Genomic DNA, 12,919 nt, shown 5'->3' with positions numbered 1-12,919 from the left:
CAATGCTGACCATGGTCCTCGCCCACCGCGCGATGCTGCGCGACCTGGACCGGATCGCCCGCACCGCCACGGCCCTGGCCAAGACCCCGGACCCGGACCGCACCCGGGCTCTGGTGGCGTACGCCCGGCGGCTGACCGAGCTGATCCACCACCACCACGAGGGCGAGGACGAGGTGCTGTGGCCGGTGCTGCGCGAGCACGGCGCCGATGAGGAGGCGCTGTCCCTCCTCCAGGAGGAACACGCCGCCCTGGAAGGGAAACTGACCGCCTTCGGCGAGGCCATCGAGGCGCTGTCCCCGGACGGCACCGGCGCCGAGGAACTCGCGGACGCGGCCACCGCCGTACGGGAACTGCTCGCCGTCCACACGGCGGACGAGGAACGCGAACTGGCGGGCCGGTTGGCCCCGGCCCTGAACGCGAAGGTGTGGGCCCGGTTCGAGAAGTCGATGGTGACGTCGGCGGCCCGCTGGACCCTGACCTTCATGCCCCCCTGGCTCGCCTCGGTCGCCGAACCCTCCGAACGCGCCGGCATCCCCGCCCGGCCGGTCGCCGCCCTGATGCGCGGCAGCCTGGAACGCCGCCAGCGGGCGGCCTTCGGCGAGCAGTATTGAGCGCACGGGGGTATCAGGGGGGACATCAGGGGGACGGCGTTGCCGAGGGCCGTACCCCGAGCCACTGTGCGGCGCCGTACGCCTCGAAGCGCTCCACCTCGTGAAATCCCAGCTTGGTCGCGAGGCGCAGCGCGCGGGTGTTGGCGATCTGGGTGCACAGCGCGACGGGTTCGCCGGGGTGGGTGGCGGCGTACCAGTCGAGTACGGCCGCGCACGCTTCGGCGGCGTACCCGTGGCCCCAGGCGTGGGGCAGGAACAGGTAGCCCAGCTCGACCTGTCCGATATCCGGACGTGCGGGCCCGGGGCGTTCCGCGTCGCGCTGGTCCAGCGACACCATGCCGATCATGGCGCCGTCCCGTTCCGCCACGAAGAGGCGTGGACGGCGCCCGGGTATCTCCGGTGCCGTGCGTCCGAGGTCGGCACGCGGCTGAGGGCCGCCGGTGTAGGCGGTCACCTCCGGCGACGCGAACAACTCGATGAAAGCGTCCCGGTCGCGGGCCTCGGAGGTGCGCAGCACGAGCCGCTCGGTCCTGATACGGGGCGTGGGAGCGGGTCCGGTCATGACGGGAACCTACCGAGCCCTCAGCGGGCGGTCCACCAGGCGCTCGCCACGCTGGCGACGAGCGAGGTCACCCCCAGTGCGGTGATCGTGGCGAACGCCCGGTCGGTGGCGCTGCGGAGGGCGCGGGGACTCGGGGGAGATGCGGGAGGCGCGGTGGGCCGGAGGGCTCCGGTCCCGCGCCGGGTGGGTGCCTGGGGGCTGTCCGCCTCGTCCTGGACGAACTCGCGCAGTGTCCTCAGGCAGGAGCAACAGGCCCACACGCCCCGGGCACGGCCGTGGGCGATCACCGAACCGGCCCAGATGACCGGTACGTCCTCGGTCCTGCACATCGAGCAACTGGCGTGCTGCGCCCAGTCGGCGAACCCGTCGGCGTGCAGCCAGGTGAGCGGGGTGGGGGCGGTCATGCGGGGCCGCTTTCGTGGGTGGTGGCTTCGGGGTGCTCGGCGTGTTCGGCGGCGAGGACAGTGCGGGTGATGGTGAGAACCCGGCCGGTACTGAGCGTCAGCCGGCCGCCCCGCAGGAAGTGGAGGCGCCGCCCGTTGTGCAGCACGGTCACGGACTCCACCCGCTCCGTCTGTCCACCTATGTCGATGCGGTCCCAGTCCCTGACCTGCTCCACCGGCAGGTCGAGTGTCACCGTCATCCGTGTCCGGCTGTTGCCGCCCGCCGCTGTCATCGCGGGTCTCCGTGCAGGTCGCAGCTGAACCAGACGATCTTCCCGTCGCAGTGGCAGGTGTGTTCACAGCCGAACCGGGTGGCCATCTCCCGCAGCATCCACAGCCCTCTCCCGGACTCCGCGTCCCAGTCCGGGGCCTCACCGATGACCGGGAGCTGCCGTGAACGGTCGAAAACCTGCACCGTCACCTCACCACCGATCCGCACGATCCGCAGATAGCAACGGCGCTCCGCCACATGCCGGATCACATTCGACAGCAGTTCACTCACCCCCAGCCGTACCACCTCCACCGCCGAAGCCGACGCCCCCCATCTCCCCACCACATCGGCCGCCTCCCGCCGCCACCACTCGATGTGCTGGCTCTCGGCGATTAACGACTGCCCGTACACGTTCTGGTTGTTCGTGATTCGTACGGAACTCGCCATGACACCTCCAGCGCTTCGCATCACACGGGGAAGTGGCGCGGTCGGCCGCCAGGTACTGGGCTCTCCCGCGCTGTTGCGCGCTCAGGATGCCGGAGAAATGGAAAAGGTGGCAAGCATGGCACCTGCGTGAACAAATGACCGACCCTTTTAGCTATCGACTTGCGCACCGGAGGCCGGGCAGACTGCACCGCACACTTCGCTCATGCACCTTGGAGGTGTCGGACAGCACCATGCCGAACCAGCGCGCAGTACCCACCCTTCGTCGGCGTCGCCTCGGCGAAGCCCTCCGCAAGTACCGGAACACCGCCGGGATGAGTCTTGGCGCCGCCGCGACGGCGCTGGGCTGGGACGAGAGCAAGATGTCCCGGATCGAAACCGCGAAGGCCAGGCTGTCCCCCGCGTCGGTCGCGCCCTTGCTGGCGCTGTACGGGGTGACGGATAGCAGCGTCGTTGAGCCTTTGGAAGCACTGGCTCGCGATGCCGGCAAACAAGGCTGGTGGCAGGGATACGGAGATGTCGTCTCCTCCGGATACAGGGACCACCTGACGCTGGAATCGGACGCTGAGAGCACCCGCATTTACTCCCCGGACCTGGTCCCGGGTCTGCTACAGACCACGGGCTACGCCCGTGAAATCATCGCGGCAACCGCCATCACTCGGCCGCCTCAGGAGGTCGCCGCACTTGCCGAAGTCCGTAAGGCTCGCCAGGCCATTCTGACGGCCCGACCGGGCGGAAGCCCACTCACGTTCTGGGCCGTGATTCATGAGGCGGTCCTGCATCAGCGCTTCGTTGGACAGCCCAACGTCATGCGCGAACAGCTCAGGAATCTGCTGGACATGGGCGAGCTGCCCAGCATCACCATCCAGATCATGCCACTGACGGCCACCCCACATCCCGGCCTGATGGGGCTCTTCGAGATTGTGCGGTTCCCGAAGCCTTGGCCGACCGTCGTCAGTCTCGAAAACATCCGAGGCGGTTACTTTGTGGAGGGGACCGACGATGTGGCGGTGTTCGAAACTGCCTTTGACCGCGTTGTCGCGACCGCTCTGTCCGTGGACGATTCACGGGAGCTCATCGAAACCACCATGAAGGACAGGACATGAACATAGGCGATCTGTATGCCTTCGACCTCAGCGACGCCGCTTGGTACACGTCGTCGTTCAGCAACGGCGGGGAGCACTGCGTCGAGGTCGCCGGTCTGCCGGGCGGCATAGCTGTCCGGGACTCGAAGGACCCGGCCAAAGGAACCCTGCGCTGCCCCGTCGGCCAGTGGGGTGCCTTCTGCCAGGCTGTGAACGACGGGGCGCTCTAGCTTCGGGCCCCGACGCAGGAACACGCCCTCCCCACACGCTGTGGGGAGGGCCTTCGCGCTGAGTACCTGGCTTGGGGCCCGGGGTTGATGAGGAGGAGCCTGTGAGTGGTGGCGGTTGGGTGCATACGTCCACGCCGTACGTAGCGGCGTCGGGGCGGGGTGACGTATGGGCCGAGGAGGCGGCTGCCCAAGGGCGTCGGGGAACCCAGCGCATCGTTCGGGCCGGGGAGGCCACCGCGTCCACCGAGGTGGCCGGCCTGCTGGGGATCCCGGAGGGCAGCGCCGTGGTCGAGCGGCGGCGACTGATCCATCTCGACGGGCGCACGGTCGAGTCGACGCGGACGTACTGGCCCGTCGCTATCGCCGGCGGGACCGCGCTGACGCAGGCGCGCAAGATCAAGGGCGGTGCGGTCGCACTGCTCGCCGAACTCGGTCACGCCGCCCATGTGGTGCGGGAAGAAGTCCGGGCCCGGATGCCGGACGACGACGAACGGGCCGTTCTCGGCCTGGGGCCGAGCGACCCGGTGCTGCAACTGGTGCGGCAGACGCTGGATGGCGAGGGCGCGCCCTTCCAGGTGGATGTGTCTGTCTTCGCCGCCCCCACGCAGCGACTGCGTTACGAGATGAGAGTCGGCCAGGACGCCCCCGACGGTCGGTGAACGCCAGGGCACCGGCCCTCCGCCCGGAGGGGTGCCGGTGCCCCTGACCGCCGGCGATCAGGGCGCGACGGCGCGATACCCGTTCCGGGGTATCCGGAGGGTCAGTACTGGCGGCGGACGGTTGCCTTCGGGCCGGTGATCAGGGTGGCGGGGGGTACGTCGTCGGCGACGACCGCGCCGGCGGCTATGACCGCGTCGCGGCCGATCGTGACGCCCGGCAGGATCGTGGCGCCCGCGCCGATCCAGACGTTCTCCGCCACGTCGATGGGCTCACCGGTGAGGTAGAGCAGCCGCTCCGCCGGGTCCACCGGGTGGCCGCCGGTGATGAAGGTGGCCTTCGGGCCGACCCACACGCCCTCGGCCAGCCGGATGCCCGCGTAGTCCAGGAACGTGCAGTTCTGGTTGATGAACACCCGCTCGGCCAGGTCGAGGCGGAGACCGTGGTCCGTGTAGAACGGCGGGTAGATCGCCGTTCCCGTGGGCAGCGGCTTGCCGAGGATCTGTGCGAACAGGTCGGCCTTGCCCGCCTCGTCGCCGAAGGGCAGCACGTTGAGGCGGGAGGTGAGGTCGGTGACCCGCTGGACCCGGTCCATGTGGGCCTGGAATTCGGGGCTGCGGACGAGCATGAGGCGGTCGCTGGACATGGGGCGGGCCTTTCCGGTGAAGGGGTGCGTCAGGTGGTGGGCTGGTTGTCGCCGTCGTGCGGCCGGGTCGCCCAGGACGGGACCCAGGTCCCCTCCGGCAGCCTCGGCAGCCCGGCGAAGTGAGCCAGGATTCCGCGCAGTTCGGGGTGCGGGTTGGCGCGGGGCAGGATGAGCGAGAGCGGGTACGCGATCGTCGGCGACACGATGGGGATGCGGCGCAGGTTGTGGTGCGCCGGCCACTGGTAGCGGTCGCGGGCGCCGACGAGGGTGGCCACGTCTCCGGACTCCGCCAGGACGTCCAGCAGCACCTCGTCCCCGAAGTGCGGCCCGGCGGCGTCGATGCGCAGGTCGAACTCGGTGACCAACTCGTCGTAGAACTCCGCCCATTCGCTGCCGGGCGCGATGCCCGGTACCCAGATGCGGTGCTTGCGCAGTTGGTACGGGGTCAGTTCCGCCGCCTTGGCCAGCGGATGTTTCGGGCCGACGAGCAGTTCCACCGGGGAGTCGAAGGCGTGCCGCATCCGGACGCCGTGTGGCAGCGCGGAGGGGTCGGTGACCGAGCGGAACGCCGCGTCGACCTCGCCGGCCGCGACGGCGGCGACCGCCTCCCACGGGTCGGTGACCTTGAGGGTGACCACGTCGATCTTGCTGCCGGGGCGCGACCGCCAGTACGCGTGCAGCAGGACGGCCTGTGCGGTGCGCAGGCCGAGTACGTCGATCCGCAGGGTGCGGGCGCCCGGCCGGACGGCGGTCAGGGCGCGTTCGACGCTCGCGACGACATCACGGGCGTGCGGAAGGAACGTCCGGCCGTCCCGCGTCAGCTCGACGCCCCGCGCGGTGCGGGTGAACAGCCGGACCTCCAGCTCGCGTTCCAAGTAGGCGATCCGCTTGGAGATCGCCTGCTGGGTCACGCCCAGTTCATCGGCCGCGTGCCGGAATTGTCCGAGCTCGGCAGCCCGGACGAACGATCGCAGTGCTTCGGTGTCCACGACCTCATGCTAGGAACGCACAACCAGCGGTTGTGGCTCTCTGGAGGCTGGTTGTCCGGGATCACCGGAGGGTCCACCACACGCCGGCCACAGGCGCGGCGGGCGATGCCGGGCCCGGCACGGTGATGGTCGTGAACGCCCGGTCCACCGGCGCGCGTCGGATGGCGACCGGAGCGGCCCGCCGCAGCGCGCCGGACCCGGACCCGGGCGCGGTCCGTGGTCGGGACCGGGCGGCGGGCTCGTTCGCGTACGGCCTCCTACGCCTGCGGCCGGGCGTCGTACGCGGCGCGTGCGGCGTCGATGCGTGTGAGATGCAGGGCGCTCCACTCCAGCAGGGGAGCGGTGGCCTGCCGAAGGGTTGTGCCCATCGGAGTGAGTTCATAGCTGACGTGCGGTGGCATGACGTTGCGGACGGTCCGCGTGAGGATTCCGTCCCGTTCCAGGTCGCGCAGGGTGACGGTGAGCATGCGCTGGCTGATTCCGTCGATGGCTCGCTTGAGTTCGGTGAAGCGGCGCGGCCCCTGGCTGAGGTTGCGCACCACCAGCAGTGCCCATTTGTCACCGACGATGTCGAGCACTTCGCGGGTGCGGCACGGGTCTTCCTGCCGGGCCGACTGCGCCTCGCCGCCGACTGGGTTCATGGTTACCTCCAGGGAACCGGGGCACCGGAATGTGCCTTATTGCGCGGAGCGCGGCGGGTGCACCACGATGACATTGGTTCTCAAAGAGTACTGAGGAACGCATCGGAACCATGATGCTTCCCCGTCTCGCCTTCCCCGGATAGGAAGATCGTTTCCCTCATGTCAACATTCCTGCTGATCCATGGCGCTTGGCACAGCGGCCGGTGCTGGGATCGTGTGGTGCCGCTGCTGGAGTCGGCCGGACACCGCGTGTACGCGCCTTCGCTGACCGGCTACGGGGACAAGGCGCACTTGCTCAGCCCCGAGGTGGGGCTCGACACGCACGTCGAGGACATCGTCAAACTCCTCCACGAGGAGGAGCTGACCGAAGTGACGCTCGTGGGGCACAGCTACGCGGGCTTGGTGATCTCGTCCGTCGCCAACGATGTCCCGGAACGCATCGCGCACATGGTGTACCTGGACGCTATGGTCCCGGAACACGGCGAGGCGGCCATCGACATCCAGCCCATGACCCGGCAACTGATCCACAGGGCGGAGGAATCCGGCAGTGGCTGGCGCATCCCGCCCCTGCCCGAGATGCCGCCGCCCTTCGGTCTGTTCGGGGTCACCGACCCGGCGGACGTCGCGTGGCTGCGCGCGATGCTCACCGATCAGCCGGTGCGCTGCCTGCGGCAGCCGGTGCGGCTGGACAACCCGGCCGTGGACGCGATTTCCCGCACGCACATCCACTGCGCCGTGAAGCCGGAAGGTATCGCCCGGCGACCCGTCCCCGCCCTGCAGCCCAATGGTTCCCCGGCACGGGTGTGGGAGTTGCCGACCGGGCACGACTGCATGATCACCATGCCGACGGAACTGAGCGAGCTGCTGCTGAGGGTCGGCCTTTGACGGCATCGGCCGTCGCACGGCGGAGCCAGATCATCGGCGGACGGCGTCACCGCCACCACCGTCATCGTCAGCCGGACCCGGAAGTGCCCCGGCCGGACAGCCGCGCCGTCAGCGGGCGCGGGTCGGCCGCCCGGCGAGAACGGTACTCACAGGGTCTGGATCAGGCCGATGGCCAGGGCGATCAGGGCTGCGGCGATGAGCAGGGCGCCGGCGCGGGTCAGGGTGGTGCCGGCGGTGGTGCGTTCGGGGGCGCCCGCGGTCAGGTGGAGGAAGAAGCCGCCGGACTGGGCGAGCACTCCCACCAGCAGCATGATGCCGAACAGCCACTGGAGGAAGCCGCCCCAGTCGGTGCGGTCCAAGTAGAGGAAATAGGCCAGCGCCAGGATCAGCAGCACCCCGGCGTGGGCGTGCCCGGCGCGGAAGAACTGTTCGCGCGCCGGGCCGAGTTGCTCCCGGTCCACGGTGATGACGCGCAGCAGGGCGTGACCGCCGAATTCGACGGTGACCAGGGAGAAGAGAGCGATGATGGGCAGCAGTTCGGTGGCCGTCACGCGTGCACCGTAGGACCGCCGGACGGGCGGGCCGGGGACGCGCGCCGTGGCGTGCGGGTGATGGGGAGGTCAGGCGGCGGAGGCGGAGGTCAGGCGGCGGCGACGGGTGTCGGAGGCGGCGCGTCCTCGTCGGGCGTGCGACGCCGCAGGGTGCCCGGCAGGCGGGTCCAGACCGGCTGGAGGCGGAAGGCACTGGTGACGACGGTGCCCGAGGGGCGGTCCGCCAGGGAGCGGCGGGAACCGGCCAGGGCGAGCAGGGCGTGGAGGAGGAACACGGCCACCGCGAGGATCCAGCACAGCACCGACAGGCCGATCGCGCCGCCCACCAGCAGACAGCAGGCCAGCGCGTACCAGCCCACGTCCACCAGGGAGCCGGCCGCCGCCCGGCCGGCCGCCGCGGAGCGGGCGGGACGCTGTCCGTCGCGGCGGTTCACCACCCGCAGGGCCAGCAGCGCCTGGCCGGGTGTACGGCCCATCAGGGCCAGGGACGCGAAGCGGTAGGCGAAGGCGAACAGCACCAGCCCGGCGAAGCCCTGCCACACGGCGCGGACCGAGGAGCGCCACAGCGAGGTACCCACGCCCTGGCCCGCGCCCACCAGATCACCACCGGAAGTGGCGAGCTGCCAGGCGGAGATGCCCACCAGCCCCGGTACGCCGGTCAGTTTCGCGCTGATCCGGTTGAAGGTGAGCCAGCCGAGGAGCGCGGCCACGGCGAGGATCACCGTGAAGTCCAGCAGCCAGGCGAGCAGGCGACGGGTGCGCGGAGCGCGGTCCGCTGCCGGTACCGGTGCCTGAACAGGTGCCTGAACGGGTGCCGCGACCGGAAGTGGCTCCGTGGCCGGCTGACTCATCGTTCCCCCGAAGATGTGGTGTTGTGATGATCAACTCCGCATCCTAGGCGCTCAGTTCGGGGGTGGACGCCGACCGCCGCCAGGCGGACTCGCGCAGCAGCCGCAGGCCGTTGAGGCCGACCAGCACCGTGGAGCCCTCGTGGCCCGCCACGCCCAGCGGGAGCGGCAGGTGGCCGACCAGATCCCAGGTGACCAGGACGGCGATGAACGTTCCGGCGATCACCAGGTTCTGGATCACCAGCCGCCGCGCCCGGCGGGACAGGTCCAGGACGGCGGGGATGGTGGCGAGTTCGTCGCGGACCACGACCGCGTCGGCGGTCTCCAGGGCGAGGTCGGAGCCGGCCCGGCCCATCGCCACCCCGGTGTGGGCGGCGGCCAGTGCCGGGGCGTCGTTCACGCCGTCGCCGACCAGCAGCACCTTGCGTCCGGCCTGCTCCCACTCCCGTACGGCGGCGGCCTTGTCCTGCGGCAGCAGCCCGGCGCGTACCTCGGTGATGCCGACCTCGGCGGCCAGCCGCCGGGCCGCCGCCTCGTTGTCGCCGGTGAGCAGGACGGGGGAGCGGCCGGTGTACGCGGTGAGCGCGGCGACGGTGGCGGCGGCGCCGGGGCGGGGGCGGTCGGCGAGACCGATGAGCCCGACCGGGGTGCCGTCCCGCAGGACGGCCACCGCGGTACGTCCCGACGCCTCCAGGTCGGTGGCACCGCCGGGGAAGAGCCGGGCCGGGGCGCCGACGCGGATCTCGCGGCCCTTGACGGTGGCGGTGACCCCGGTGCCGGGTGCGGAGGCGAAGTCGGTGGCCTCGGCGAGCACCAGGCCGCGCTCGCGGGCGGTGCCGGTGATGGCGCGGGCGAGGGGGTGTTCGCTGGGGTGTTCCGCCGACGCGGCCAGCGCCAGCAGGGCGTCCTCGTCGAGTCCGGAGCCCGGCAGCGGCCGGAGGTCGGTGACGCGCGGGGTGCCCTCGGTGAGGGTGCCGGTCTTGTCGAGGGCGACGGCGTCGATCTGGGCGAGGCGTTCCATCACGACGGCCGACTTGGCGAGCACGCCGTGCCGCCCGGCGTTGGCGATGGCGGACAGCAGCGGCGGCATGGTGGCCAGCACGACGGCGCACGGCGAGGCCACGATCATGAAGGTCATGGCGCGCAGCAGGGTGTCGTCGAGGGTGGCGCCCAGGGAGAGCGGGATGAGGAAGAGCGCCAGGGTGGCGGTCACCATCGCCCACGAGTAGCGCTGTTCGATCTTCTCGATGAACAGCTGGGTGGGGGCCTTCGTCCCGGACGCCTCCTCCACCAGGGTGACGATCCGGGCGATGACGGAGTCGGCGGGGTCGCGGGTGACCCGCACCCGCAGCGCGCCGGTGCCGTTGACCGTCCCGGCGAACACCTCCTCGCCGGGCCGCTTGGCGACGGGCAGCGGCTCGCCGGTGATGGTGGCCTGGTCGATCTCGCTCTCGCCCTCGGTCACCACACCGTCGGCGCCGACGCGTTCGCCGGGGCGGACCAGGACGGTGTCGCCGATGCCGAGCGTGTCGGCGGGCACGGTCTCCTCGCCCGCGCCGCCGGGCAGCAGCCGGGTGGCGGTGGCCGGGGCGAGATCCAGCAGGCTGCGGACGGACTCGGCGGTGCGGTGGGTGGCGATGGCCTCCAGGGCGCCGGAGGTGGCGAAGATGACGATGAGGAGCGCGCCGTCCAGGACCTGCCCGATGGCGGCGGCGCCGAGCGCGGCCACGACCATCAGCAGGTCCACGTCGAGGGTCCGTTCGCGCAGCGCCTTGAGCCCTTCCCAGCCGGGCTCCCAGCCGCCGCAGACGTAGGTGGCGGCGTACAGCGGGGCCCAGGTCCAGGCGGGGGCGCCGAGGAGGTGCGGGGGCAGCGCGAGAAGGAAGAGAGCCAGGGCGGCGAGCGCCCAGCGCGCCTCCGGCAGCCGTACATACGTAGACGTGAACACCTATTCATATATAGCAGAGGAGTCGGCGCGGTCGCGGTGTGAAGATTCACCCTGACCGGGTGCGGCGGGCCGTGGCGCGGGAGGCTCGCGGGGAACCGGCCTTCGAAGGGGTACGGTGCTCACTCGGCCGCGGGGCGGCCGGACCCGTGCACGGCGGACGGCGGGTCGCCCTCCCCGAGGTCGCCCGCCGTCGATGTGCGCGCGCCCCCGGCAGGACTCGAACCTGCGGCCAAGTGCTTAGAAGGCACCTGCTCTATCCACTGAGCTACGGGGGCATGAGCTCCATCACGGCCCGGGACGGATGCCCTCGCTGACCTCGACGCACAGGATAGAGCGTCGCGAGGTTCGCCCCGGATGCTTCACGGCGACGCCGTCGTGTGGAGATCCAGTGAAGCAGCCCCGATAATCGCAGGCGAGTGCGATGCGCGCAGCGATTTCGCGGGCTCGCGCGAGGGGTGTTGCGCACTCGTTATGCCACAGCGCCGGGTTTGCCGCCCGGAATCGGGCGCGTTCGGGCGAATATGCTTTGGAAACCGCGTGAAATTGGGCATTCTTCGCATGTGGCGATCTTGGACGCACGGCCCGAACTGCTCGAAGCGCTGACCGTACTGCGGGAGCGCCTCGCTGCCGCGTGCTTCCCGCTGGAGCTGCCCGGCGCCCCGCGGGCGCGGCGCTCGCGGGCGGAGCTGCTGGCCCAGCTCGACGGATACCTGCTGCCCAGGCTGCGCCGCCCCGACGCCCCGCTGCTGGCCGTCATCGGCGGATCCACCGGGGCCGGCAAGTCCACCCTGGTCAACTCCCTCATCGGCCGGCCGGTCACCGAGGCCGGCGTGCTGCGCCCCACCACCCGCACCCCCGTCCTGGTCTGCCACCCCGATGACCGGCACTGGTTCGCCGGCGACCGCGTACTGCCCCAGCTGGACCGCGCCAGCGGCGCACTCGCCATGGAGACCACCCGCACCCTGCCCCCCGGCATCGCCCTGCTGGACGCCCCCGACATCGACTCCCTCGTCGAGGGACAGCGCGACCTCGCCGCCGACCTGCTGTGCGCCGCTGACATCTGGATCCTGGTCACCACCGCCTCCCGCTATGCCGACGCCCTGCCCTGGCACCTGCTGCGCAGCGCCCAGGAGTACGACGTCACGCTGGCCACCGTCCTGGACCGGGTGCCGCACCAGATCGCCGCCGAGGTCTCCCGCCACTACGCCGCCCTCCTCGAACACGCCGGACTCGACGACATCCCGCGCTTCACCGTCCCCGAACTGCCCGAATCCGCCGGCGGCGGCAACGGACTGCTGCCCCGCACCGCCGTCGCCGCGCTGCGCGAATGGCTCGCCCACCAGGCCCAGAGTCCCTCCGCCCGCTCCCACGCCGCCGCCCGCACCGCCACCGGCGCACTCGCCGCGCTCAAGGGTTCCGTCGCCGCCCTCGCCTCCGCCGCGGCGGCCCAGTACGCCACCGCCGTCCGGCTGGACCAGCAGCTCCAGAACGCCTACCAGGAGTCGGTCAAGCGCGTACGCCAGTGCCTGACCACCGGCGGCGTCCTCACCGGCGCCGCCCGCGCCCACTGGGCCGCCTTCCCCGAGGACACCAGCAGCTCCGAACTCCTGGACGCCCTCACCGACGCGCTCACCGCCCTGCTCACCGAGGCCGTCGCCGCCGCCGACGAACACACCACCGCCGCCTGGCGCCGTGAGGCCGGCGCCCCGCCCGGCGGCTGCGACACCCCCGAAGAGGTCCGCGAACGGGTCGGCATCCGCGTCCGGCGGCTGCGCCGCTGCCTGGAGGAACTGGCCGACGAGGCGCGCGCCGCCTCCGGCGGGCACAACGGCCCCGTCATCGGCGAACGCGGCGGCCCCGCCCGGGTCAAGACCGGCGACGACGGCGAACTCGCCGCCCTGCTCGCCGCCGGACTGCTCGGCGGCAAGGAGGCCCAGATCGCCCAGCACACCCTCGCCGGCGTCCTGGGCACCCTCGCCGCCAACCGGATGCGCGACAACGGCCGCGGCATGCTCAACGACTGCGTCGACCAGGTCCTCGGCGAGGAGCGCGACCGGCGCGGCGACCCCCTGCACCACCTCGGCATCAGCGCGGGCCACCAGGTCGAGCTGATCGCCGCCCTGTCCACCCTCCAGGCGGAACGGCTGCGCACCGCGGCCTGACCGCCG

Annotated in this window: 16 protein-coding genes and 1 tRNA gene; 6 read left to right on the top strand and 11 right to left on the bottom strand. The window is 71.5% G+C overall.

Annotated elements, in window-relative coordinates; translation table 11 throughout:
* The first annotated feature begins 2 nt into the window (after positions 1 to 2).
* Positions 3 to 611: a hemerythrin domain-containing protein gene (locus ACTFAP_RS08475; RefSeq protein WP_500468661.1), complete on the top strand. Its 609-nt coding sequence runs from the start codon at positions 3 to 5 to the stop codon at positions 609 to 611.
* A gap of 25 nt (positions 612 to 636) precedes the next feature.
* Here ACTFAP_RS08475 and ACTFAP_RS08470 read toward each other — a convergent pair whose 3' ends face one another.
* Genes ACTFAP_RS08470 through ACTFAP_RS08455 form a run of 4 tightly spaced genes read right to left on the bottom strand, consistent with a single transcriptional unit; the run spans position 637 to position 2,274 of the window.
* Complete coding sequence (locus tag ACTFAP_RS08470; protein WP_500468660.1) at positions 637 to 1,173, bottom strand: GNAT family N-acetyltransferase; 537 nt, start codon at positions 1,171 to 1,173, stop codon at positions 637 to 639.
* 20 nt (positions 1,174 to 1,193) lie between these two features.
* Positions 1,194 to 1,577 (bottom strand): hypothetical protein, encoded by a 384-nt coding sequence (locus tag ACTFAP_RS08465; protein WP_500468658.1) that lies wholly within the window; start codon positions 1,575 to 1,577, stop codon positions 1,194 to 1,196.
* Positions 1,574 to 1,849 (bottom strand): hypothetical protein, encoded by a 276-nt coding sequence (locus ACTFAP_RS08460; protein WP_500468656.1) that lies wholly within the window; start codon positions 1,847 to 1,849, stop codon positions 1,574 to 1,576. The genes ACTFAP_RS08465 and ACTFAP_RS08460 overlap by 4 nt, the downstream gene beginning before the upstream one ends.
* Entirely contained in the window at positions 1,846 to 2,274 is a 429-nt protein-coding gene (locus tag ACTFAP_RS08455; RefSeq protein ID WP_376046085.1) for an ATP-binding protein, read from the bottom strand. The genes ACTFAP_RS08460 and ACTFAP_RS08455 overlap by 4 nt, the downstream gene beginning before the upstream one ends.
* A 230-nt stretch (positions 2,275 to 2,504) precedes the next feature.
* On the opposite strand from ACTFAP_RS08455, the gene ACTFAP_RS08450 reads away from it, so the two are divergent.
* From ACTFAP_RS08450 to ACTFAP_RS08440, 3 genes are all read left to right on the top strand, one after another.
* Positions 2,505 to 3,377, top strand: a complete 873-nt coding sequence (locus ACTFAP_RS08450; RefSeq protein ID WP_500468655.1) for a helix-turn-helix domain-containing protein — start codon at positions 2,505 to 2,507, stop codon at positions 3,375 to 3,377.
* Positions 3,374 to 3,586, top strand: coding sequence for a DUF397 domain-containing protein (locus ACTFAP_RS08445; RefSeq protein WP_046723437.1), 213 nt, complete (start codon positions 3,374 to 3,376; stop codon positions 3,584 to 3,586). Before ACTFAP_RS08450 ends, ACTFAP_RS08445 begins: the two co-directional genes overlap by 4 nt.
* Positions 3,587 to 3,705: 119 nt before the next feature.
* Positions 3,706 to 4,245 (top strand): GntR family transcriptional regulator, encoded by a 540-nt coding sequence (locus tag ACTFAP_RS08440; RefSeq protein ID WP_246156855.1) that lies wholly within the window; start codon positions 3,706 to 3,708, stop codon positions 4,243 to 4,245.
* Between the two features lie 101 nt (positions 4,246 to 4,346).
* Here ACTFAP_RS08440 and ACTFAP_RS08435 read toward each other — a convergent pair whose 3' ends face one another.
* The 3 genes from ACTFAP_RS08435 to ACTFAP_RS08425 all read right to left on the bottom strand — a co-directional run bounded on the left by ACTFAP_RS08435 (position 4,347) and on the right by ACTFAP_RS08425 (position 6,519).
* The gene (locus tag ACTFAP_RS08435; RefSeq protein ID WP_500468653.1) at positions 4,347 to 4,889 is read right to left on the bottom strand and encodes a DapH/DapD/GlmU-related protein; all 543 of its coding nucleotides are present in this window, start codon (positions 4,887 to 4,889) and stop codon (positions 4,347 to 4,349) included.
* Between the two features lie 29 nt (positions 4,890 to 4,918).
* Positions 4,919 to 5,878: a LysR family transcriptional regulator gene (locus tag ACTFAP_RS08430; RefSeq protein ID WP_500468652.1), complete on the bottom strand. Its 960-nt coding sequence runs from the start codon at positions 5,876 to 5,878 to the stop codon at positions 4,919 to 4,921.
* Positions 5,879 to 6,135: 257 nt separating this feature from the next.
* Positions 6,136 to 6,519 (bottom strand): winged helix-turn-helix transcriptional regulator, encoded by a 384-nt coding sequence (locus ACTFAP_RS08425; RefSeq protein WP_495684066.1) that lies wholly within the window; start codon positions 6,517 to 6,519, stop codon positions 6,136 to 6,138.
* Positions 6,520 to 6,678: 159 nt separating this feature from the next.
* On the opposite strand from ACTFAP_RS08425, the gene ACTFAP_RS08420 reads away from it, so the two are divergent.
* The gene (locus ACTFAP_RS08420) at positions 6,679 to 7,404 is read left to right on the top strand and encodes an alpha/beta fold hydrolase (protein ID WP_495684065.1); all 726 of its coding nucleotides are present in this window, start codon (positions 6,679 to 6,681) and stop codon (positions 7,402 to 7,404) included.
* 146 nt (positions 7,405 to 7,550) lie between these two features.
* Here ACTFAP_RS08420 and ACTFAP_RS08415 read toward each other — a convergent pair whose 3' ends face one another.
* The 4 genes from ACTFAP_RS08415 to ACTFAP_RS08400 all read right to left on the bottom strand — a co-directional run bounded on the left by ACTFAP_RS08415 (position 7,551) and on the right by ACTFAP_RS08400 (position 11,026).
* Positions 7,551 to 7,955, bottom strand: a complete 405-nt coding sequence (locus ACTFAP_RS08415; protein ID WP_495684064.1) for a hypothetical protein — start codon at positions 7,953 to 7,955, stop codon at positions 7,551 to 7,553.
* 89 nt (positions 7,956 to 8,044) lie between these two features.
* A complete protein-coding gene (locus tag ACTFAP_RS08410) occupies positions 8,045 to 8,806 on the bottom strand; it encodes an RDD family protein (RefSeq protein ID WP_500468651.1) in 762 nt (253 codons plus the stop codon).
* Between the two features lie 43 nt (positions 8,807 to 8,849).
* Positions 8,850 to 10,751: a heavy metal translocating P-type ATPase gene (locus ACTFAP_RS08405; RefSeq protein WP_500468650.1), complete on the bottom strand. Its 1,902-nt coding sequence runs from the start codon at positions 10,749 to 10,751 to the stop codon at positions 8,850 to 8,852.
* Positions 10,752 to 10,953: 202 nt separating this feature from the next.
* Positions 10,954 to 11,026: transfer RNA gene (locus ACTFAP_RS08400), tRNA-Arg, on the bottom strand.
* A 294-nt stretch (positions 11,027 to 11,320) separates the two neighbouring features.
* On the opposite strand from ACTFAP_RS08400, the gene ACTFAP_RS08395 reads away from it, so the two are divergent.
* Complete coding sequence (locus ACTFAP_RS08395) at positions 11,321 to 12,913, top strand: ATP-binding protein (protein ID WP_500469438.1); 1,593 nt, start codon at positions 11,321 to 11,323, stop codon at positions 12,911 to 12,913.
* Positions 12,914 to 12,919 lie beyond the last annotated feature (6 nt).

The sequence above is a fragment of the Streptomyces sp. PH9007 genome, from assembly GCF_059813725.1.
The sequence above is the reverse complement of the archived record's forward strand: the minus strand, read 5'-3'. Positions and strand labels throughout refer to the sequence as shown.

Coding starts and splice junctions, on each gene's coding strand:
- ACTFAP_RS08475 (WP_500468661.1), top strand. CDS start 3: ATGCTGACCATGGTCCTCGCCCACCGCGCGATGCTGCGCGACCTGGAC.
- ACTFAP_RS08470 (WP_500468660.1), bottom strand. CDS start 1,173: ATGACCGGACCCGCTCCCACGCCCCGTATCAGGACCGAGCGGCTCGTG.
- ACTFAP_RS08465 (WP_500468658.1), bottom strand. CDS start 1,577: ATGACCGCCCCCACCCCGCTCACCTGGCTGCACGCCGACGGGTTCGCC.
- ACTFAP_RS08460 (WP_500468656.1), bottom strand. CDS start 1,849: ATGACAGCGGCGGGCGGCAACAGCCGGACACGGATGACGGTGACACTC.
- ACTFAP_RS08455 (WP_376046085.1), bottom strand. CDS start 2,274: ATGGCGAGTTCCGTACGAATCACGAACAACCAGAACGTGTACGGGCAG.
- ACTFAP_RS08450 (WP_500468655.1), top strand. CDS start 2,505: ATGCCGAACCAGCGCGCAGTACCCACCCTTCGTCGGCGTCGCCTCGGC.
- ACTFAP_RS08445 (WP_046723437.1), top strand. CDS start 3,374: ATGAACATAGGCGATCTGTATGCCTTCGACCTCAGCGACGCCGCTTGG.
- ACTFAP_RS08435 (WP_500468653.1), bottom strand. CDS start 4,889: ATGTCCAGCGACCGCCTCATGCTCGTCCGCAGCCCCGAATTCCAGGCC.
- ACTFAP_RS08425 (WP_495684066.1), bottom strand. CDS start 6,519: ATGAACCCAGTCGGCGGCGAGGCGCAGTCGGCCCGGCAGGAAGACCCG.
- ACTFAP_RS08420 (WP_495684065.1), top strand. CDS start 6,679: ATGTCAACATTCCTGCTGATCCATGGCGCTTGGCACAGCGGCCGGTGC.
- ACTFAP_RS08410 (WP_500468651.1), bottom strand. CDS start 8,806: ATGAGTCAGCCGGCCACGGAGCCACTTCCGGTCGCGGCACCCGTTCAG.